This window comes from Streptomyces monashensis, from assembly GCF_001866665.1.
GTDB lineage: Bacteria > Actinomycetota > Actinomycetes > Streptomycetales > Streptomycetaceae > Streptomyces > Streptomyces monashensis.
The window spans coordinates 182,669-201,925 of sequence record NZ_MLYO01000024.1; the positions used below are offsets into that span (position 1 = coordinate 182,669).

Here is a 19,257-nt window from a genome sequence, read left to right on the forward strand (position 1 = left end):
AGATGAGCCCGAGGCCGTACCGGACGCCGCATTGCCGCTCACGGAGCAGCCCGCGTTCGCGCGGGACGGCTCCGGGTGATTCGGCACGGTCCGGCCTCCGTGCCCGACAGACGAGGCATTCGTCAGAGGTGCGGGCAAGGTCGATTGCAGACCGCGGGTCACACAGCACGGAGGTGTGACGCGGACTGCCTTGGCGTGAAGCGAGAGGGCTGCGTCTTCCCCGGACGGAGGGAGGACGCAGCCCTTGCTCGGCGGGTGGCCGTCAGTACGACGACCCCGACGCCCCCAGTGAGCCCGTCGGATGCCACACCGTCTTCGTCTCCAGGAACGCCGTCATCCGCTCGGTCCCCGGCGTCTCGGAGTAATCCACAGCCTGTGGACGCAGGACCCGCTTCAGGTTGTCGGCCGCGGAGATCTCGAGCTCCTTGGCCAGTTCCGCGTCCGCACCGGCCAGGTCGATCGCGTTGACGTCCTGGTGCGCGGCCAGCGGGGCCGCGATCTCCGCCGTACGACCGGACAGGACGTTGACCACGCCGCCCGGGACGTCGGAGGTGGCCAGGACCTCGCCCAGGGAGAGGGCGGGGAGCGGGGACTTCTCGCTCGCGACCACGACCGCGGTGTTGCCGGTGGCGATCACGGGGGCGAGGACCGACACCAGGCCCAGGAACGACGACTCCTGCGGGGCCAGGACGGCCACGACTCCCGTCGGCTCGGGCGAGGAGAGGTTGAAGAACGGGCCCGCGACCGGGTTGCTGCCGCCGATCACCTGGGCGATCTTGTCGGTCCAGCCCGCGTACCAGACCCAGCGGTCGATCGTGGCGTCCACGACCGCCGCCGCCTTCGACTTCGACAGGCCCTCGGCGTCGGCGACCTCGCGCACGAACTGCTCGCGGCGGCCCTCCAGCATCTCCGCGACGCGGTAGAGGACCTGGCCGCGGTTGTACGCCGTCGCGCCGGACCAGCCGCCGAACGCCTTGCGGGCGGCGACGACCGCGTCCCGGGCGTCCTTGCGGCTGGACCGCGGAGCGTTGGCCAGCCAGTTGCCCTTCGAGTCCGTCACCTCGTACACCCGGCCGCTCTCGGAACGCGGGAACTTCCCGCCGACGTACAGCTTGTAGGTCTTGAAGACGCTCAGACGCTCATTGGTGCGGTCAGACATCGAGGTATGCCTCCAGGCCATGGCGGCCGCCCTCGCGGCCGAAGCCCGACTCCTTGTAACCGCCGAACGGCGAGGTCGGGTCGAACTTGTTGAACGTGTTGGACCAGATCACGCCCGCGCGGAGCTTGCCCGCCACCGCCAGGATCCGCGAGCCCTTCTCCGTCCAGATGCCCGCGGACAGGCCGTACTGGGTGTTGTTGGCCTTGGCGACGGCCTCGTCCGGGGTGCGGAAGGTGAGGACGGACAGCACCGGGCCGAAGATCTCGTCGCGGGCGATGGTGTGCGCCTGGGTGACGTTCGTGAAGAGCGTCGGGGCGAACCAGTAGCCGGAGGTGGGCAGTTCGCAGGCCGGGGACCAGCGCTCGGCGCCCTCCGCCTCGCCCCGCTCGGCCAGCGCGGTGATCCGGGCCAGCTGCTCGGCGGAGTTGATCGCGCCGATGTCGGTGTTCTTGTCCAGCGGGTCGCCGAGGCGGAGCGTGGACAGGCGGCGCTTGAGGGAGTCCAGCAGCTCGTCCTGGATCGACTCCTGCACCAGCAGACGGCTGCCCGCGCAGCAGACCTGGCCCTGGTTGAAGAAGATGCCCGTCACGATGCCCTCGACGGCCTGGTCCACGGGTGCGTCGTCGAAGACGATGTTGGCGCCCTTGCCGCCGAGTTCGAGGGTGAGCTTCTTCGACGTACCGGCGACCGTACGGGCGATCTCCTTGCCCACGGCCGTCGAACCCGTGAAGGCGACCTTGTCGACGTCCGGGTGCGCGACGAGGGCGGCCCCCGCGTCGCCGTAGCCGGGAAGGATGTTGACGACGCCCTTCGGCAGGCCCGCCTGGCGGCAGATGTCCGCGAAGAACAGGGCCGAGAGGGGAGTGGTCTCCGCCGGCTTCAGGACGACCGTGTTGCCGGTCGCGAGGGCCGGGGCGATCTTCCACGCCAGCATCAGGAGGGGGAAGTTCCACGGGATGACCTGGCCCGCGACGCCGAGCGGCCGCGGGCTCGCGCCGAAGCCGGCGTGGTCGAGCTTGTCGGCCCAGCCCGCGTAGTAGAAGAAGTGCGCGGCGACCAGCGGGAGGTCCGCGTCGCGGGTCTCCTTGATCGGCTTGCCGTTGTCCAGCGTCTCCAGGACGGCCAGCTCGCGGCTGCGCTCCTGGATGATCCGGGCGATGCGGAACAGGTACTTGGCGCGCTCGGAGCCGGGCAGCGCCGACCACTTCTCGAACGCCTTGCGGGCGGCCTTCACGGCGCGCTCGACGTCGGCCTCGCCCGCCTGGGCGACCTCGGAGAGGACCTCTTCCGTCGACGGGCTGACCGTCTTGAAGACCTTGCCGTCGGCCGCCTCGGTGAACTCGCCGTCGATGAACAGGCCGTAGGAGGGGGCGATGTCGACGACCGAGCGTGACTCGGGCGCCGGCGCGTACGCGAACGCGGCAGACCGCTTTTCCGTGAGCTTTTCGGTCATGGTGATCAGTCCACCGTCACGTAGTCGGGGCCGGAGTAGCGGCCGGTGGCCAGCTTCTGACGCTGCATCAGCAGGTCGTTCAGGAGCGAGGAGGCGCCGAAGCGGAACCAGTGGTTGTCCAGCCAGTCCTCGCCCGCGGTCTCGTTGACCAGGACCAGGAACTTGACGGCGTCCTTGGTGGTGCGGATGCCGCCGGCCGGCTTCACACCGACCTGGACACCGGTCTGCGCGCGGAAGTCCCGTACGGCCTCCAGCATCAGCAGGGTGTTGGCGGGGGTCGCGTTGACCGCCACCTTGCCCGTCGAGGTCTTGATGAAGTCGGCGCCGGCGAGCATGCCGAGCCAGGAGGCGCGGCGGATGTTGTCGTACGTCGACAGCTCGCCGGTCTCGAAGATGACCTTCAGCCGGGCGCTCGTGCCGCAGGCCTGCTTCACGGCGACGATCTCGTCGTACACCTTCAGGTACTTGCCGGCGAGGAACGCGCCCCGGTCGATGACCATGTCGATCTCGTCCGCGCCCGCGGCGACGGCGTCGCGGACGTCGGCCAGCTTCACGTCGAGCGCGGCGCGGCCGGCCGGGAAGGCGGTGGCGACCGAGGCGACCTTCACGCCGGAACCGGCGACGGCCTCCTTGGCGACGGCCACCATGTCGGGGTAGACGCAGACGGCCGCCGTGGCCGGGGTCGTCCGGTCCGTCGGGTCGGGATGGACCGCCTTGGCGCCGAGCGCCCGGACCTTGCCCGGGGTGTCCGCGCCTTCCAGCGTCGTCAGGTCGACCATCGAGATGGCGAGGTCGATGGCGTACGCCTTCGCGGTGGTCTTGATGGAACGGGTGCCGAGAGACGCGGCCCGCGCCTCCAGGCCGACCGCGTCGACGCCGGGCAGCCCGTGCAGGAAGCGGCGCAGCGTGCTGTCGGACGCGGTGACGTCGGCGAGCGCGTGTGCTGGGGGAGCAGTAGTGGGCATGGTCACCAGACGAGCATATCTACGCGCGTAGCGGATGTATACCCCCGGGATGCCCTGTGCTGCTCATCTCTCGTTCGGAGGTCACGGATGAGCGCCGGTGCCGGGGTGTGTGGGCCGCTGCCGGGGATGTCGTGCAGAATCGGGGCCATGACGACCCCGGACCACCAGCCACCCGCGTCCCTCACCGTGAAGGACCGGGTCTACCGCTCGCCGATGGCGCTCGTGGGCGGCGTGCTGCTGCTCGCCGTCATCCTCTGGCTGGGCTTCGACGCCCTGTTCCGGGGACACGGCCGCGCGCCGTGGCTGGCGCTCGCCGGGATGATCCTGGTCGTGCCGCTGGTGATCGCCTTCACGCTGCGCCCGGCGGTCTACGCGGGCGAGGACCGGATGCGGATCCGCAACCCCTTCCGCGTGATCAGCCTGCCCTGGGGCGAGATCGCCGCCCTGCGCTCCGGCTACTCCAACGAGGTCGTCGTGAAGGGGGGCGGCAAGTACCAGCTGTGGGCGCTGCCCGTCTCGCTGCGGGGCCGCAAGAAGGCGGAGATGCGCAAGGCGCGGGCGGCGGCGGACGCGGCCCGCGGCGACGAGCCCGCACGACGCGGCCTCGGCGGGCTGGGCGGCTTCGGCGGCTTCGGTGCCGTCGGCGGCGGCCTCACCCCGGCCGGCACGACCCGCGCGGAGTCCGACCAGGCCATGGACGAGCTGCGCGAACTGCTGGAACGGCGCGGCGAGGCGGAGTCGGCGCAGGGGGAGATCACCGTGCGCTGGGCCTACGAGGTGGCCGCGCCGGCGGTGGCGGGCGCGATCCTGCTCGCGATCCTGCTGGCGACGGGCTGAGGGCCCGGGGCTTTCCGTTCCGTCATCGCGTGCATTCGCGGCGCCGCTGGTGCCGGGAACAACGAAACGGGGTGCCCCGGTTCTCCGGGGCACCCCGTCGATGTCGTACGCCTCAGATGCCGGCCGCCGCCGACAGGTCCCGCTTGATCGCGGTCAGGAGTTCGCCCGCTCGCGCGTGCGCCGCCGGGAGGCCGGCGTGGTCCGGGACCGGGACGACGACCTCCAGGTAGCACTTCAGTTTCGGCTCGGTGCCGCTCGGGCGGACGATCACGCGGGCGCCGTCGAGGGTGTAGCGCAGGCCGTCGGTCGGGGGCAGCTCGGCCGTGCCCCGGGTCAGGTCCTCGGACCGCATGATCGGCAGGCCCGCCAGCTCGGTCGGCGGCTGCTCGCGCAGGCGGCGCATGGCGTCGGCGATCAGGGAGAGGTCCTGGACGCGGACCGAGAGCTGGTCGGTGGCGTGCAGGCCGTGTTCGACGGCGAGGTCGTCGAGGAGGTCGAGGAGGGTACGGCCGTCCTCCTTGAGGACCGAGGCCAGCTCCGTGATCAGCAGGGCCGCCGTGATGCCGTCCTTGTCGCGCACGCCCTCGGGGTCCACGCAGTAGCCGAGGGCCTCCTCGTAGCCGTAGCGCAGGCCGTCGACGCGGGCGATCCACTTGAAGCCGGTCAGGGTCTCCTCGTAGGGCAGGCCCGCCTTCTCGGCGATGCGGCCGAGGAGGGAGGAGGAGACGATCGACTCGGCGAACACGCCGGTCGCGCCCCGGCGGACCAGGTGGGCGGCGAGCAGCGCGCCGACCTCGTCGCCGCGCAGCATCCGCCAGTCGGCGCCGTCCTGCACGGCGACGGCACAGCGGTCGGCGTCGGGGTCGTTGGCGATGATCAGGTCCGGGCCGGTGGCGCGGGCCTGCGCGAACGACAGGTCCATCGCGCCCGGCTCCTCCGGGTTGGGGAAGGCGACCGTCGGGAAGTCGGGGTCGGGCTCGGCCTGCTCGGCGACCAGCACCGGAGCGGGGAAGCCGGCGCGGGCGAACGCGGCCAGCAGGACGTCCTTGCCGACGCCGTGCATCGCCGTGTAGACCGTGCGGGCGGTGCGGGGGGAGCCGGGGGCCAGCACCGCGTCCGTACGGGCCAGGTACGCCTCCAGGACCGACTCGTCCAGGGTCTGCCAGCCGGACTCCGGGCGCGGTACGTCGTCGAGGCGTGCGATCGCGTCGATCTCGGCGGCGATCTCCGCGTCGGCGGGCGGCACGATCTGGGAGCCGTCGCCGAGGTACACCTTGTAGCCGTTGTCCCGGGGCGGGTTGTGGCTGGCGGTGACCTCCACGCCCGCGACCGCGCCGAGGTGCCGTATGGCGAAGGCGAGCACGGGGGTGGGCAGCGGGCGGGGGAGTACGGCGGCGCGCAGGCCGGCGCCGGTCATCACGGCGGCGGTGTCGCGCGCGAAGTCGGCGGACTTGTGGCGGGCGTCGTAGCCGACGACGACGAGTCCGCCGGCGTGGCCGCTCTTCTTCAGGTACGCGGCGAGGCCGGCGGCGGCCCGGACGACGACACTGCGGTTCATGCGCATCGGGCCGGCGCCGAGTTCGCCGCGCAGACCCGCGGTGCCGAACTGGAGGGTGCCGGAGAACCGGGCCGACAGTTCCGCGACGTCACCGGCGTCGATCAGCTTGGCGAGTTCGTCGCGCGTCTCCGCGTCGGGGTCCTCGGCGAGCCATGACGTGGCCCGGGCGATGAGATCGTCGTGCACCTTGGGATCAACCTCTCCGTGTTTGCCTGCTCCACTGGGGGCTGCGCCCCCCGTTCGCCCACCCGCCCGGACGGGCTCGGCGGCGCTTACAGCTTGCCCAGCACCTGGCCCAGCAGCTGGCCCATCCGCGCGGCGGAGTCGCGGCCCGCCTGGAGGACCTCCTCGTGGTTGAGGGGCTCGCCGGTCATGCCCGCGGCCAGGTTGGTGACCAGGGAGATGCCCAGCACCTCGGCGCCGGCCTCGCGGGCGGCGATGGCCTCCAGGACCGTGGACATGCCGACCAGGTCCGCGCCGATGACGCGGGCCATGCGGATCTCGGCCGGGGTCTCGTAGTGCGGGCCGGGGAACTGCGCGTAGACGCCCTCCTCCAGGGAGGGGTCGATCTCCTTGCACAGGGCGCGCAGGCGCGGGGAGTAGAGGTCCGTCAGGTCGACGAAGTTGGCGCCGACGATCGGGGAGGTGGCCGTGAGGTTGATGTGGTCGCTGATCAGGACCGGCTGGCCGGGGCGCATGCCCTCGCGCAGGCCGCCGCAGCCGTTGGTGAGGACGATGGTCTTGCAGCCGGCGGCCACGGCGGTGCGGACGCCGTGGGCGACGGCGGCGACGCCACGGCCCTCGTAGTAGTGCGTGCGGCCCAGGAAGACGAGCGCGCGCTTGTCACCGAAGGAGTACGAGCGGATCTTGCCGCCGTGCCCCTGGACGGCCGGCGGCGGGAAGCCGGGCAGCTCGGTGACCTGGAACTCGGCGTCGGGCGCGCCCAGGGCGTCGACGGCCGGAGCCCAGCCGGAGCCCATCACGAGGGCGACGTCGTGGGTCTCGGCGCCGGTGAGTTCGCGCAGGCGCGCGGCGGCGGCGTCGGCGGCGGCGTACGGGTCGCCCTGGATGTCGTCCGGAAGAAGAGATGCGTTCACGTCGTCGAGGGTAGCCGCTCTTCGCCTACGCGCGTAGATGACAGACGTCACGGGATCGCGATCGTTGTCTTGTCGTTTCCGACGAGGGGAGGCCGCGGGCGGTCGGGTGTCATTCGTCGGTGATGAGGACGTCCTTGTCGTTGAAGACCTCGACGATGAAGATCAGCAGACGGCCGCGGCTGACGGTGTACTCCACCAGGATGTTCTGGGTGAGGCGGATCGTGCGGTCGTCGCCGGTGGACCCTATGGGCCGCGACACCGGCAGGAAGGGGTCGCGGGCCAGCAGGGCGATGCCCTTGTCGAAGGCGGCGCGCTGCCGGTCGTCCAGCCGGTCGCGGGCCTCCGCGGCCTGCACCGTGTAGTAGACGTCATATGTGGGCGGGGCCATGCGACCTCCCGTTGGCGCGCCGGTGTTCCGAGTCTAGAAGCCGGTCCCGGTCAGCAGGGCCGCTTGCGCAGCTCCATCACGTAATCGTGGGGTGCTCCCGCCGACTCCGCCGCGTCGGCGATCTCGCCCAGGTAGCGTGCCGAGGGGAGTCCGCCCTCGTAGCCGTCGAGGACGTACGTCCAGGCCGGTTCCTCGCCGTCCAGGGTGTGCACGCGCACGCGTGCGCGGCGGTAGATGCCGAGCCCCACGCCCACCCAGCGGTCGAGGGACTCCTCGTCCAGGGGAGCGATGTCGTAGAGGCCGACGAAGACCTGCGCCAGCGGGTCCTCGACGATCGTCGCCAGCGCGCCCTCCCAGCCCAGCTGCTCGCCGCCGAACGTCAGCCGCCAGCCGTTCAGCCAGCCGGTGGCGCGCAGCGGGGAGTGCGGTGCGCGGCGCGACATCAGCCGCGCGTCGAGGTTGCCGGCGTACGCGGCATAGAGCGACATGGAGAGAGGGTACGGCAGCCCCCGGCGCGCGGACCTCCCCTCCCTCCCGCCACAGAAGGCCTGCTGCGGCACTCGCGTCCGCCCCGGGGCGGTAGCACCTTGAAGCGTGCGGGACAATGGGGTACGTGACTCGGATCGTGATCATCGGTGGCGGACCCGGCGGATACGAAGCGGCGCTGGTGGCCGCTCAGCTCGGCGCGGAGGTGACCGTCGTCGACTGCGACGGTCTGGGCGGAGCGTCGGTGCTGACCGACTGCGTGCCGTCGAAGACTCTCATCGCGACGGCGGAGGTCATGACGACCTTCGACTCGTCGTACGAGGAGCTCGGCATCATCGTCGCCGACGACACCCCGCCGCTGGAGCAGGCCGCCCGGGTGGTCGGCGTGGACCTCGGGAAGGTCAACCGCCGTGTGAAGCGGCTGGCCCTCGCCCAGTCGCACGACATCACCGCCTCCGTCACGCGGGCCGGCGCCCGGGTGCTGCGCGGGCGCGGCCGGCTGGAGGGCATGCAGGGCCTCGACGGGTCCCGCAAGGTCGTCGTCACCGCCGCCGACGGCACCGAGGAGACCCTGACCGCCGACGCCGTCCTCATCGCGACCGGCGGTCACCCGCGCGAGCTGCCCGACGCCCAGCCCGACGGCGAGCGCATCCTCAACTGGACCCAGGTGTACGACCTGACCGAGCTGCCCGAGGAGCTCATCGTGGTCGGGTCCGGTGTGACCGGTGCCGAGTTCGCCGGTGCCTACCAGGCGCTGGGGTCCAAGGTCACGCTCGTGTCGTCCCGGGACCGCGTGCTGCCGGGTGAGGACCCGGACGCCGCCGCGGTGCTGGAGGACGTCTTCCGGCGCCGTGGCATGAACGTCATGGCCCGCTCCCGCGCGCAGGCCGCCAAGCGCGTCGGCGACCGGGTCGAGGTGACGCTCGCCGACGGGCGCGTCATCGGCGGCACGCACTGCCTGATGGCCGTCGGCGCCATTCCGAACAGCGCCGGGCTGGGGCTGGAGGAGGCGGGCGTCAAGCTGCGCGAGTCCGGTCACATCTGGACCGACAAGGTCTCGCGTACGACCGCTCCGGGCGTCTACGCGGCCGGTGACGTGACGGGCATCTTCGCGCTCGCGTCCGTCGCCGCCATGCAGGGACGTATCGCCATGTACCACTTCCTCGGCGACGCGGTGACCCCGCTGAACCTGAAGACGGTCTCCTCCAACGTCTTCACCGACCCCGAGATCGCGACCGTCGGCTACTCGCAGGCGGACGTGGACGCGGGCAAGATCGACGCCCGGGTGGTGAAGCTGCCGCTGCTGCGCAACCCGCGCGCGAAGATGCAGGGCATCCGGGACGGCTTCGTCAAGATCTTCTGCCGGCCGGGCACGGGTATCGTCGTGGGCGGTGTGGTCGTGGCGCCCCGCGCCTCGGAACTGATCCACCCCATCTCGATCGCCGTCGACAACAATCTGACGGTCGAACAGATCGCGAACGCGTTCACCGTGTACCCCTCCCTTTCGGGGTCGATCGCGGAGGTGGCGCGTCAGCTGCACGGCCGCAAGGCGAGCGCCGAGGCCTGACGGCGGACCCGGACTCCCCGCTGGTCACGGGGAGTTGCCGCGTGTGCGTACGGCATAGTCGGGGCGGATAGGTCCTATACCACTTCCCGCCCCACCATGCGAACAACTTCTGTTATTCGGCGCAAACTGCTGAAAGCAGACGGTCGCTGGGGTTACTGTCAGTTTCGTGTTCGCTGCTGAACGTCGCCAATTGATTCTCGAAATGGTGCGAGCGAACGGTGCCGTGTCGCTCCGTGAGCTCGCCCGCGTCGTCCAGACCTCCGAAGTGACCGTACGGCGGGACGTGCGGGCACTGGAGGCAGAAGGACTCCTCGACCGCCGGCACGGCGGTGCGGTACTGCCGGGCGGGTTCACCCGCGAGTCGGGCTTCCCCCAGAAGTCCCATCTCGCGACCGCCGAGAAGACGGCCATCGCCGATCTCGCCGCGGGCCTCGTCGAAGAAGGCGAGGCCATCGTCGTCGGGGCCGGTACGACCACACAGGAGCTGGCCCGCCGGCTCGCCCGGGTGCCGGGGCTGACCGTGGTCACCAACTCCCTGTTGGTTGCCCAGGCGCTGGCCCATGCCAACCGGGTGGAGGTCGTGATGACCGGCGGAACCCTGCGCGGCTCCAACTACGCCCTCGTCGGCTCCGGCGCCGAACAGTCCCTCCAGGGGCTGCGGGTGTCCAAGGCCTTCCTCTCCGGAAGCGGGCTGACCGCCGAACGCGGCCTGTCCACCTCCAACATGCTCTCGGCGTCCGTCGACCGGGCGCTCGTCCAGGCCGCCGCCGAGGTCGTGGTCCTCGCCGACCACACCAAGCTCGGTACGGACACCATGTTCCAGACCGTGCCGACGGACCTCATCACCCGCCTGGTCACCGACGAGCCCCCGCCCCACGACGACCGCGCCGCGACCGAGCTGCAGGCTCTTGCCGACCAAGGGGTGCAGATCGCCGTGGCCGGGGCGAGCGGAAACCCGGGGGGTGAACAGGTCCCGGCGACCCGCCGCGCTCCCCTGCCGGGGCCGCGCAGGGGGCACATGCCGCTCCGCTCGGGCGCGGGAATGGGGGAGCCGACGGGCGCCGAGCGGGGGCGCGTCGCTGATCTGCGGCGGCGTTAGCCGCTCAACCCGGTCGGCTCTGGTGCACGGTCGCCGCAGGGGGTGCGCTGCTTCGGCGGGCGCGGGTCGTCGTGGTTGCTCGCGCGGTTCCCCGCGCCCCTGGGCCGGCCGCGGCCCGCCTCTGCTGAAACGAAACGCCCGGTGGACCGGGAGAACCGGTCCACCGGGCGTCTTCCAGAGCCGTGCGGTCAGTCCTTGATCTCGCAGATCGCCGCGCCCGAGGTGACCGAGGCGCCGACCTCGGCGGCGAGGCCCTTGATGGTGCCCGCCTTGTGGGCGTTCAGCGGCTGCTCCATCTTCATGGCTTCCAGGACGACGATCAGGTCGCCCTCCTGGACCTCCTGGCCCTCCTCGACCGCGATCTTGACGATCGTGCCCTGCATCGGGGAGGCGAGGGTGTCGCCGGAGGCCACCGGGCCGGACTTCTTGGCCGCGCGGCGCTTGGGCTTGGCGCCCGCCGCGAGGCCCGTGCGGGCCAGGGACATGCCGAGCGACGAGGGGAGGGAGACCTCCAGGCGCTTGCCGCCCACCTCGACGACGACCGTCTCGCGGCCGGACTCCTCCTCCGCCTCGGCGTCGGCCGGGGCGGCGAAGGGCTTGATCTCGTTGACGAACTCGGTCTCGATCCAGCGGGTGTGGACCGTGAACGGGTCGGCGGAGCCGGTGAGTTCGGGGGCGAAGGCCGGGTCCTTGACCACCGCGCGGTGGAACGGGATCGCCGTCGCCATGCCCTCGACGTGGAACTCGGCCAGGGCACGGGCGGCCCGCTCAAGGGCCTCCTTGCGGGTACGGCCCGTCACGATCAGCTTGGCCAGCAGGGAGTCCCACGCCGGGCCGATGACCGAGCCGGACTCGACGCCCGCGTCCAGGCGGACACCGGGGCCGGACGGCGCGTCGAACCTCGTCACCGTGCCGGGGGCCGGGAGGAAGTTGCGGCCCGGGTCCTCGCCGTTGATGCGGAACTCGAAGGAATGGCCGCGCAGGGCCGGGTCGTCGTACCCCAGCTCCTCGCCGTCGGCGATGCGGAACATCTCGCGGACCAGGTCGATGCCGGCGACCTCCTCGGTCACCGGGTGCTCCACCTGGAGGCGGGTGTTGACCTCCAGGAAGGAGATCGTGCCGTCCTGGCCGACCAGGAACTCGCAGGTGCCCGCGCCCTCGTAGGCGGCCTCCTTCAGGATGGCCTTGGAGGCGCGGTACAGCTCGGCGACCTGCTCGTCGGTCAGGAACGGCGCCGGGGCCTCCTCCACCAGCTTCTGATGCCGGCGCTGGAGCGAGCAGTCACGCGTCGAGACGACGACCACGTTGCCGTGCTTGTCCGCCAGGCACTGGGTCTCCACGTGGCGGGGGCGGTCCAGGTAACGCTCGACGAAGCACTCGCCGCGGCCGAAGGCGGCGACCGCCTCGCGCACCGCCGACTCGTACAGCTCCGGGACCTCTTCCAGGGTCCGGGCGACCTTCAGGCCGCGACCGCCGCCACCGAAGGCCGCCTTGATCGCGATCGGCAGACCGTGCTGCTCGGCGAAGGCGACGACCTCCTCGGCGCCCGAGACGGGGTCCGGGGTGCCGGCCACCAGGGGCGCGCCGGCGCGCTGGGCGATGTGACGGGCCGCCACCTTGTCACCCAGGTCGCGGATGGCCTGCGGCGGCGGGCCGATCCAGATCAGGCCCGCGTCCAGCACGGCCTGCGCGAAGTCGGCGTTCTCCGACAGGAAGCCGTAGCCGGGGTGGATGGCGTCCGCCCCCGACTCGCGCGCCGCGTTCAGGACCTTCGCGATGTCCAGGTAGCTGGTGGCCGGGGTGTCACCGCCCAGGGCGAACGCCTCATCCGCGGCGCGGACATGCAGAGCGTCCCGGTCCGGGTCGGCGTAGACGGCCACGCTCGCGATTCCGGCGTCCTGGCAGGCCCGGGCCACGCGGACAGCGATTTCGCCACGGTTGGCGATGAGCACCTTGCGCACGATTGAGGCTCCCTCCTTGAAACAAGCCGAGTTTAGGGACTGCCGACACGGCACTTCGACCCGTCCCCAATGGTGAGCTTGCCCACACGGAGCGTGATTCGAGGCCCGCTCGACCGCGAAACCCCTTGTCGCGCCACAGCACGCAGGGCTCCTCCCGGAAACCCTAGCCCTGTCATGTGGTCAAGGTCTCTGTGAGAGCGTGCTGCGCCCCACTCCGTTTCTTTGTCGAGTCCCTACGAATGGCCCAATGATTCTTTGCTGGCGCGCGAACCCTTGTCCCCTGGTTTACCCGTTAGTAGCGTTCGCGATGTACGGATAGGGCGCTGTGGCCCGAAGGGCCTCCTTGAGGGGCGGTGGTCGGGCGACGGGTGGGCGTACCTGGGGTAACTGGAACGCTGGCACGAGAGTGGGTGGATCCGCGGTGGTGCGCAGGCCTGTGGCGTGGGTCGTGGCGGTCGTCCTTCTGGCGGAGGCGGTCTTCATCGCGGCGCTGAACTGGTTCCTGGGAATCGTCGTCGACCGGCAGGACATGTCGCTGGCCGGCCTCGACCCGTCGACGATGGCGACGTCCTCGAAGATCGGCGGCGTGGTCTTCGGTCTCTACTTCGCGCTGTGCGCCCTGGTGGCCGTCGTGGTCGCGATACGCGACCGCGCGCCCGCGGGCTTCGGCCGGGTCGTGCTGATCAGCGCAGCGGTCGTGCACGGCCTGCTGGGGGCGTTCGCCTGGGGCCTGGTCGGCTGGACGGCGTTCCTGTTCATGGTGGTCGTGCTCGGACTCATCGTCCTGCTGCTGATGACCTACGACCGTGACGGCGGGGTGCAGCGGGGCACCTCCGGCGGCGGGGCGGGAGTCGGCGGGGAGCCCGCGGCCGCCGGTGTGCCGGGCGCGGCTGCGGCCCCGGGGGCGGCGGCCGTCCCGGCTCCGCGTACGGCCCCCGGCGAACCCCGGGACGGGGACGGGGACCCGCAGGACTCCGCGCCCGCTCAGCTCGTCATCCGGCCGGTGCCCACAACTCCGTGATGCCGACGCCCAGTTCGGCCAGCAGCTTGCGCACCAGGGGCAGGCTGATGCCGATCACGTTGCCGTGGTCGCCGTCGATGCCCTCGATGAACGGAGCCGAACGGCCGTCCAGAGTGAAGGCCCCGGCGACGTAGAGGGGCTCGCCGGAGGCGACGTACGCGGCGATCTCGTCGTCGCTGGGCTCGCCGAAGCGGACGACGGTGGAGGCGACCGCGGCGACGTACCGGTTGGCCTCCGTGTCCCAGACGCAGTGGCCGGTCTGCAGGGTGCCGGCCCGGCCGCGCATCGCCTTCCAGCGGGCGGTGGCCTCCTCGGCGTCGGCGGGCTTGCCGAGGGCCTGGCCGTCCAGCTCCAGCACCGAGTCGCAGCCGATCACCAGGGCGCCGTGCACCTCCGGCTTCGCCGCCACGACCGAGGCCTTCGCCTCGGCGAGGGCGAGGGCCAGCTCGGCCGGGGTGGGGGCGGTGACGGCGTCCTCGTCGACCCCGCTGACGATCACCTCGGGTTCGAGGCCGGCCTGGCGCAGGAGGCCCAGGCGGGCGGGGGACTTCGACGCGAGGATGAGTCGCCTGCGGCGCGTTGCGGTCATGGGGTCAGATTACTCACCTCAGGCCGATCACCAGCATCGCCAGGATCATCGCCACGGCCATGAAGAGACCGAGCCGCCGGAGCATGTCCTGCGCTTCGCGCAGGTCCTCCGGCGGCTCGTCTTCAGGGTCTGACCAGAGCACTCGTCCAGCGTGCGGTGCGGTGGGTGGCGGGCGCCTGAGTACGGCTACTCATGTTGGCGCCCGGTGTCGTCCACCGACGCGTCAGGCCGGCCAGTACGTGCGCGTCCAGCTCGCCGGGCCCGGATTCGGGACGTGCCGGGCCGCGATCCGGCCCGGGTCGGACCACGCGTCCCTCGGGCCGCTCGCGCCGGGCGGCGTTGTCGCTGCCACCGCGGCGCGGGCGCGGACCACCGCCAGGGCGGCGGCCAGCTCCTCCGGGGTCGGGTTTCCTCGTACGACCTTGATGTTCATGACCGCTCCCAGGGACAGCACGGCTTGGCGGGGACTTGAGGGGACCAGGGGGCCTAGAGGGGGATGTTGCCGTGCTTCTTCGGGGGCAGGGATTCCCGCTTCGTACGCAGCTGACGCAGGCCGCGGACGATGTGGGCGCGGGTGTCGGACGGCCTGATCACCGCGTCGATGTAGCCGCGCTCGGCCGCCACGTAGGGGTTGAGGAGGGTGTCCTCGTACTCCTGGATCAGGCGGGCGCGGACGGCTTCGAGATCCTCGCCGTTCGCCTCCGCCTCGGCGATGGTCCTGCGGTGCAGGATGTTGACCGCGCCCTGGGCGCCCATGACGGCGATCTGGGCGGTCGGCCAGGCCAGGTTGAGGTCGGCGCCGAGGTGCTTGGAGCCCATGACGTCGTAGGCGCCGCCGAAGGCCTTGCGGGTGATGACCGTGATGAGGGGGACGGTGGCTTCCGCGTAGGCGTAGATCAGCTTGGCGCCGCGGCGGATGATGCCCTCGTGCTCCTGGCCGACGCCGGGCAGGAAGCCGGGGACGTCCACGAAGGTCAGCACCGGGATGTTGAAGGCGTCGCAGGTGCGCACGAAGCGGGCGGCCTTCTCGGACGCGTCGATGTCCAGGCAGCCGGCGAACTGCATCGGCTGGTTGGCGACGACTCCGACCGGGTGGCCCTCGACCCGGCCGAAGCCGGTGACCATGTTCGGCGCGAACAGGGCCTGGGTCTCGAAGAACTCGGCGTCGTCCAGGACGTGTTCGACCACCGTGCGGATGTCGTACGGCTGGTTCGCGCTGTCCGGGACGAGCGTGTCGAGTTCACGGTCCTCGTCGTTGACGGCGAGGTCCGCCTCCTCCGGGAAGACCGGCGGCTCGGAGAGGTTGTTGGACGGCAGGTACGACAGCAGCTGCTTGACGTACTCGATCGCGTCCTTCTCGTCGCCCGCCATGTGGTGGGCCACGCCGGAGGTGGCGTTGTGCGTGCGGGCGCCGCCCAGTTCCTCGAAGCCGACGTCCTCTCCGGTGACCGTCTTGATGACGTCCGGGCCGGTGATGAACATGTGGGACGTCTGGTCGACCATGACCGTGAAGTCCGTGATCGCCGGGGAGTAGACCGCGCCGCCGGCGCACGGGCCCACGACCAGGCTGATCTGCGGGATCACACCGGAGGCATGGGTGTTGCGGCGGAAGATCTCGCCGTACGCGCCGAGGGAGGCGACGCCTTCCTGGATGCGGGCGCCGCCGGAGTCGTTGATGCCGATGACCGGGCAACCGGTCTTCAGCGCGAAGTCCATGACCTTGACGATCTTCTGGCCGTAGACCTCGCCGAGGGCGCCGCCGAAGACCGTGAAGTCCTGGGAGAAGACGGCGACCGGGCGGCCGTCGACGGTGCCGTAGCCGGTGACCACGCCGTCGCCGTACGGGCGGTTCTGCTCCAGGCCGAAGTTGGTGGAGCGGTGGCGGGCGAACTCGTCCAGTTCGACGAAGGAGTCCTCGTCGAGGAGGAGGGCGATCCGCTCACGGGCCGTCAGCTTGCCCTTGGAGTGCTGCTTTTCGACCGCACGTGCCGAGCCGGCGTGCGTCGCCTCGTGAATACGGCGCTCGAGATCCGCGAGCTTGCCCGCGGTCGTATGGATGTCGATCTCTGTGCGCTCTGCCGGCTCGGACATCGGGATCGCGGCTCCCTGCCTGCTCAAAAGGGGGGACGATTACTCATCCGTAGCGTAGTGGCGTGCCTACCGATCAGCAGTGCGGTGTTTCCCACACCTAGGGTGGCTTGCATGACGCCCCGAGATGCAGCAGACGACAACGGCAGCCGCTGGTCCGACCTGGACCGTCCCCCGCTCAACGCCGGTGCGCTGCGGCGCTCCCTGGTGCGGGACGGGGGCCTGTGGTCCGAGGTGGAGGTGGTCCAGCGCACCGGGTCCACCAACAACGACCTCGTGGCGCGGGCCGCCGCGGGGGACGTGGCGGAGGGGGTGGTGCTGGTGGCGGAGGAGCAGACCGCGGCGCGGGGCCGGCTGGACCGGCGGTGGACGGCGCCGCCGCGGTCGGGGCTGTTCTTCTCGGTCCTGCTGCGGCCCGCCGAGGTGCCGGTGGACCGGTGGGGGTGGCTGCCGTTGCTCACCGGGGTCGCCGTGGCGACCGGGCTGTCCCGGACGGCGGGTGTCGACACGGCGCTGAAGTGGCCGAACGACCTGCTGGTCACGGTCGACGGTGAGGAGCGCAAGGCCGGTGGCATCCTCGCGGAGCGGGCGGGCGAGGACGGTGTCGTCATCGGCGTCGGCGTCAACGTCTCGCTGCGGGCGGAGGAACTGCCGGTGCCGCAGGCGGGATCGCTGGCGCTGGCCGGGGCGGTGGGGACGGACCGGGATCCGCTGCTGCGGGCCGTGCTGCGGGCGTTGGAGGAGTGGTACGGGCGGTGGCGCGCGGCCGGCGGGGATCCGGCCGCCTGCGGGCTCCAGGAGGTGTACGCCGCCGGGTGCGCGACGCTGGGGCGCAGCGTGCGGGCGCTGCTGCCGGGGGACCGGGCGGTGGTGGGGGAGGCCGTCGCGGTGGACGGGGACGGACGGTTGGTCATCGCCACGGCACAGGGGGTGCAGGAGCCCGTGGGGGCGGGGGACATCGTGCATCTGCGGCCTGCGTGAGGGTGCGGCTCGCCCGGGGTCGAGGGGCGCCGGGAACCGCGCGATCGGCCGGCGGCGGCCCGCGGGGCGCAACGGTGCTGCGGGCCCTGCCCCTGTCCGGTGCGGCCACCGGAGCAGGGGACCCGCACCCGGTGCCGAGCGCGTAGCCCGCGCCAAACCCGACGGAGTGAGCTGGCGCACACCTGCCGTAGAGTTGAGGCCGGTCGATATCTGACCGTGACAGATCGGAAGGGCAGCAGGCGTGACCGTCGACGACACGGGCTCCGGAGCGGATCCGCAGGCCGCCGACTCCGGCGAGGACCCGCTCGCGCTGCGTCTCGAACACCTCATCCTGGGTGCGGAGCGCCGCTACACCCCCTTCCAGGCGGCCCGTAGCGCCGGTGTCTCCATGGAGCTGGCGTCGCGGTTCTGGCGGGCCATGGGGTTCGCGGACATCGGGCAGGCCAAGGCGCTCACCGAGGCCGATGTACTGGCCCTGCGGCGCCTCGCCGGTCTCGTGGAGGCGGGGCTGCTCAGTGAGGCCATGGCCGTCCAGGTGGCGCGGTCCACGGGGCAGACCACGGCCCGACTGGCCGAATGGCAGATGGATTCCTTCCTGGAGGGTCTGACCGAGCCTCCGGAGCCGGGGATGACCCGCACCGAGGTGACGTACCCGATCGTCGAGCTGCTCCTGCCCGAGCTGGAGGAGTTCCTGGTCTACGTGTGGCGGCGGCAGCTCGCCGCGTCGGCCGGGCGGGTGGTGCAGACCGCCGACGACGAGGAGATGGTCGACCGGCGCCTCGCCGTGGGGTTCGCCGACCTCGTGGGGTTCACACGGCTGACCCGGCGGATGGAGGAGGAGGAGCTGGGGGAGCTGGTCGAGGCGTTCGAGACCACCGCCGCCGACCTGGTGGCCGCACGGGGCGGGCGGCTGATCAAGACCCTCGGTGACGAAGTGCTGTACGCGGCCGACGACGCAGGTACGGCAGCGGACATCGCGCTGCGGTTGGTCGAGACGATGGCCCACGACGAGACGATGCCGGAGCTGCGCGTCGGGATGGCGTTCGGCACGGTCACCACCCGGATGGGTGATGTGTTCGGTACGACCGTGAACCTGGCCTCCCGGCTGACCTCGATAGCGCCGCGTGACGCCGTGCTGGTGGACAGCGCCTTCGCCGAGGAGCTGATCCGCACCGGCGAGGCGCCCGCCTCGGAGGCGGAGGCGGCCGAGGCCGCGGCGGCCGCCGAGAAGGAGGGCGAGGAGCCGCCGGCGTACCGCTTCGGGCTCCAGCCGATGTGGCAGCGGCCGGTCCGCGGGCTCGGTGTGGTCGAGCCGTGGCTGCTGGCCCGACGCGACACGGCCACCTAGGGCCCGTCCGCCCCTCCCGGGGTGTCGACACAGAGGCCTATCACCGGTACGCACAGTCCGCCCGGGCCCGGGTCCTTGCGGCTCCGGCTGGGGGCGGGAGCGGGAGTGGTGGGGGTGGGGTGTGTGGTGGTGGGCGCCGGGGGCGCGGGTGTCGGGGGTGCTGTGGGCGGTGGGGTGGTCGACGGGGTGGGGCGTGGCGCGGCGACCGTCGGTGAGGCCGGCCGGGCCGCGGGCGGCCGGGGGCGTGTCGGGGCCGGGTTTCTGCCGCCCATGACGGCGGTCGCCGAGGGCGGTGCGGTGGGGGAGCCGGTGACCGTGGCGGCCGTGTTCGCCGCGTGCTCGGTCGTGGCGGTGGCGCGGGGGTCGGCCTCCGCCGTGGCCGGGGAGTCCGTCCCCGGGTCGGAGGCCACGCGGACCAGACTCAGCGCGCCGGCGGCCAGGGCCAGGCCGCCTGCCGCGAGGAGCAGCCTGCGGGGGCGCGGCTTGCGGTGCCGGCCGCGTCGTACGCCGCTGGGCGAGGTGGCCTCGTCCGGTGCCGCTTCCGTGGTGGAGACGGCCGTACGGAACTGGGCACGTATCGGTGTCATGGCTCCCCTCCCCGCCGTGCGCCCCGGGTGCGCCGTGGCGGACGCACGCTATGCGGTCCTGTGGGCGATGTGC

The 19,257-nt window shown here is 71.9% G+C and carries 19 protein-coding genes; 6 read left to right on the forward strand and 13 right to left on the reverse strand.

The features are described from left to right. Positions 1-262 precede the first annotated feature (262 nt). Genes BIV23_RS14535 through deoC form a run of 3 tightly spaced genes read right to left on the reverse strand, consistent with a single transcriptional unit; the run spans position 263 to position 3,577 of the window. Positions 263-1,159, reverse strand: a complete 897-nt coding sequence (locus BIV23_RS14535; protein WP_071381232.1) for an aldehyde dehydrogenase family protein — start codon at positions 1,157-1,159, stop codon at positions 263-265. Continuing rightward, positions 1,152-2,612: an aldehyde dehydrogenase family protein gene (locus BIV23_RS14540; RefSeq protein WP_071381233.1), complete on the reverse strand. Its 1,461-nt coding sequence runs from the start codon at positions 2,610-2,612 to the stop codon at positions 1,152-1,154. Before BIV23_RS14540 ends, BIV23_RS14535 begins: the two co-directional genes overlap by 8 nt. 5 nt (positions 2,613-2,617) lie before the next feature. Next, entirely contained in the window at positions 2,618-3,577 is a 960-nt protein-coding gene (deoC, locus tag BIV23_RS14545) for a deoxyribose-phosphate aldolase (RefSeq protein WP_071381234.1), read from the reverse strand. A gap of 147 nt (positions 3,578-3,724) precedes the next feature. On the opposite strand from deoC, the gene BIV23_RS14550 reads away from it, so the two are divergent. Then, positions 3,725-4,414, forward strand: coding sequence for a PH domain-containing protein (locus BIV23_RS14550; protein ID WP_071381235.1), 690 nt, complete (start codon positions 3,725-3,727; stop codon positions 4,412-4,414). Positions 4,415-4,526: 112 nt separating this feature from the next. Here BIV23_RS14550 and BIV23_RS14555 read toward each other — a convergent pair whose 3' ends face one another. The 4 genes from BIV23_RS14555 to BIV23_RS14570 all read right to left on the reverse strand — a co-directional run bounded on the left by BIV23_RS14555 (position 4,527) and on the right by BIV23_RS14570 (position 7,945). Continuing rightward, positions 4,527-6,158, reverse strand: a complete 1,632-nt coding sequence (locus tag BIV23_RS14555) for a phospho-sugar mutase (RefSeq protein ID WP_071381236.1) — start codon at positions 6,156-6,158, stop codon at positions 4,527-4,529. Between the two features lie 86 nt (positions 6,159-6,244). Continuing rightward, the gene (locus tag BIV23_RS14560; protein ID WP_071369986.1) at positions 6,245-7,069 is read right to left on the reverse strand and encodes a purine-nucleoside phosphorylase; all 825 of its coding nucleotides are present in this window, start codon (positions 7,067-7,069) and stop codon (positions 6,245-6,247) included. 109 nt (positions 7,070-7,178) lie between these two features. Continuing rightward, a complete protein-coding gene (locus BIV23_RS14565; protein ID WP_071381237.1) occupies positions 7,179-7,457 on the reverse strand; it encodes a type II toxin-antitoxin system RelE family toxin in 279 nt (92 codons plus the stop codon). Between the two features lie 50 nt (positions 7,458-7,507). Then, complete coding sequence (locus tag BIV23_RS14570) at positions 7,508-7,945, reverse strand: gamma-glutamylcyclotransferase family protein (RefSeq protein WP_071369985.1); 438 nt, start codon at positions 7,943-7,945, stop codon at positions 7,508-7,510. Between the two features lie 116 nt (positions 7,946-8,061). Here BIV23_RS14570 and BIV23_RS14575 point away from each other — a divergent pair, with 116 nt between their 5' ends. Further along, positions 8,062-9,510, forward strand: coding sequence for an NAD(P)H-quinone dehydrogenase (locus tag BIV23_RS14575; RefSeq protein ID WP_071381238.1), 1,449 nt, complete (start codon positions 8,062-8,064; stop codon positions 9,508-9,510). A 166-nt stretch (positions 9,511-9,676) separates the two neighbouring features. Next, positions 9,677-10,609 carry a DeoR/GlpR family DNA-binding transcription regulator gene (locus BIV23_RS14580; RefSeq protein ID WP_079173151.1) on the forward strand — a complete coding sequence of 311 codons (933 nt, stop codon included), beginning with the start codon at positions 9,677-9,679 and terminating at the stop codon, positions 10,607-10,609. A gap of 188 nt (positions 10,610-10,797) precedes the next feature. Here the strand turns inward: BIV23_RS14580 and BIV23_RS14585 are convergent, their stop codons facing one another. Continuing rightward, positions 10,798-12,570: an acetyl/propionyl/methylcrotonyl-CoA carboxylase subunit alpha gene (locus BIV23_RS14585; protein ID WP_071381240.1), complete on the reverse strand. Its 1,773-nt coding sequence runs from the start codon at positions 12,568-12,570 to the stop codon at positions 10,798-10,800. A 421-nt stretch (positions 12,571-12,991) separates the two neighbouring features. Between BIV23_RS14585 and BIV23_RS14590 the strand changes: the two genes are divergently transcribed. After that, positions 12,992-13,591: a hypothetical protein gene (locus BIV23_RS14590; RefSeq protein ID WP_245790520.1), complete on the forward strand. Its 600-nt coding sequence runs from the start codon at positions 12,992-12,994 to the stop codon at positions 13,589-13,591. On the opposite strand, the gene BIV23_RS14595 is transcribed toward BIV23_RS14590, so the two are convergent. The 4 genes from BIV23_RS14595 to BIV23_RS14605 all read right to left on the reverse strand — a co-directional run bounded on the left by BIV23_RS14595 (position 13,563) and on the right by BIV23_RS14605 (position 16,271). Further along, positions 13,563-14,180, reverse strand: a complete 618-nt coding sequence (locus tag BIV23_RS14595) for a Maf family protein (protein ID WP_071381241.1) — start codon at positions 14,178-14,180, stop codon at positions 13,563-13,565. The genes BIV23_RS14590 and BIV23_RS14595 overlap by 29 nt on opposite strands. Before the next feature lie 13 nt (positions 14,181-14,193). Next, a complete protein-coding gene (gene mmpB / locus BIV23_RS53200; protein ID WP_263636389.1) occupies positions 14,194-14,322 on the reverse strand; it encodes a morphogenic membrane protein MmpB in 129 nt (42 codons plus the stop codon). Positions 14,323-14,403: 81 nt separating this feature from the next. Further along, the gene (locus tag BIV23_RS14600) at positions 14,404-14,613 is read right to left on the reverse strand and encodes an acyl-CoA carboxylase epsilon subunit (protein WP_071381242.1); all 210 of its coding nucleotides are present in this window, start codon (positions 14,611-14,613) and stop codon (positions 14,404-14,406) included. Positions 14,614-14,666: 53 nt separating this feature from the next. Further along, positions 14,667-16,271, reverse strand: coding sequence for an acyl-CoA carboxylase subunit beta (locus BIV23_RS14605; protein ID WP_071381243.1), 1,605 nt, complete (start codon positions 16,269-16,271; stop codon positions 14,667-14,669). A gap of 111 nt (positions 16,272-16,382) precedes the next feature. Between BIV23_RS14605 and BIV23_RS14610 the strand changes: the two genes are divergently transcribed. Further along, entirely contained in the window at positions 16,383-17,249 is an 867-nt protein-coding gene (locus BIV23_RS14610; protein WP_071381244.1) for a biotin--[acetyl-CoA-carboxylase] ligase, read from the forward strand. Between the two features lie 241 nt (positions 17,250-17,490). Beyond that, positions 17,491-18,597, forward strand: coding sequence for an adenylate/guanylate cyclase domain-containing protein (locus BIV23_RS14615; protein WP_071381245.1), 1,107 nt, complete (start codon positions 17,491-17,493; stop codon positions 18,595-18,597). Here the strand turns inward: BIV23_RS14615 and BIV23_RS46210 are convergent. Beyond that, entirely contained in the window at positions 18,594-19,184 is a 591-nt protein-coding gene (locus tag BIV23_RS46210; protein WP_245790521.1) for a hypothetical protein, read from the reverse strand. The genes BIV23_RS14615 and BIV23_RS46210 overlap by 4 nt on opposite strands. Positions 19,185-19,257 lie beyond the last annotated feature (73 nt).

Excerpts from the sequence above, each read along its gene's own strand:
- BIV23_RS14595 (WP_071381241.1), bottom strand. The coding sequence starts at position 14,180 with ATGACCGCAACGCGCCGCAGGCGACTCATCCTCGCGTCGAAGTCCCCC.
- BIV23_RS14605 (WP_071381243.1), bottom strand. The coding sequence starts at position 16,271 with ATGTCCGAGCCGGCAGAGCGCACAGAGATCGACATCCATACGACCGCG.
- BIV23_RS14540 (WP_071381233.1), bottom strand. The coding sequence starts at position 2,612 with ATGACCGAAAAGCTCACGGAAAAGCGGTCTGCCGCGTTCGCGTACGCG.
- BIV23_RS14570 (WP_071369985.1), bottom strand. The coding sequence starts at position 7,945 with ATGTCGCTCTATGCCGCGTACGCCGGCAACCTCGACGCGCGGCTGATG.
- BIV23_RS14575 (WP_071381238.1), top strand. The coding sequence starts at position 8,062 with ATGGGGTACGTGACTCGGATCGTGATCATCGGTGGCGGACCCGGCGGA.
- BIV23_RS14550 (WP_071381235.1), top strand. The coding sequence starts at position 3,725 with ATGACGACCCCGGACCACCAGCCACCCGCGTCCCTCACCGTGAAGGAC.
- BIV23_RS14535 (WP_071381232.1), bottom strand. The coding sequence starts at position 1,159 with ATGTCTGACCGCACCAATGAGCGTCTGAGCGTCTTCAAGACCTACAAG.
- deoC (WP_071381234.1), bottom strand. The coding sequence starts at position 3,577 with ATGCCCACTACTGCTCCCCCAGCACACGCGCTCGCCGACGTCACCGCG.
- BIV23_RS14565 (WP_071381237.1), bottom strand. The coding sequence starts at position 7,457 with ATGGCCCCGCCCACATATGACGTCTACTACACGGTGCAGGCCGCGGAG.
- BIV23_RS14610 (WP_071381244.1), top strand. The coding sequence starts at position 16,383 with ATGACGCCCCGAGATGCAGCAGACGACAACGGCAGCCGCTGGTCCGAC.
- BIV23_RS46210 (WP_245790521.1), bottom strand. The coding sequence starts at position 19,184 with ATGACACCGATACGTGCCCAGTTCCGTACGGCCGTCTCCACCACGGAA.
- BIV23_RS14600 (WP_071381242.1), bottom strand. The coding sequence starts at position 14,613 with ATGAACATCAAGGTCGTACGAGGAAACCCGACCCCGGAGGAGCTGGCC.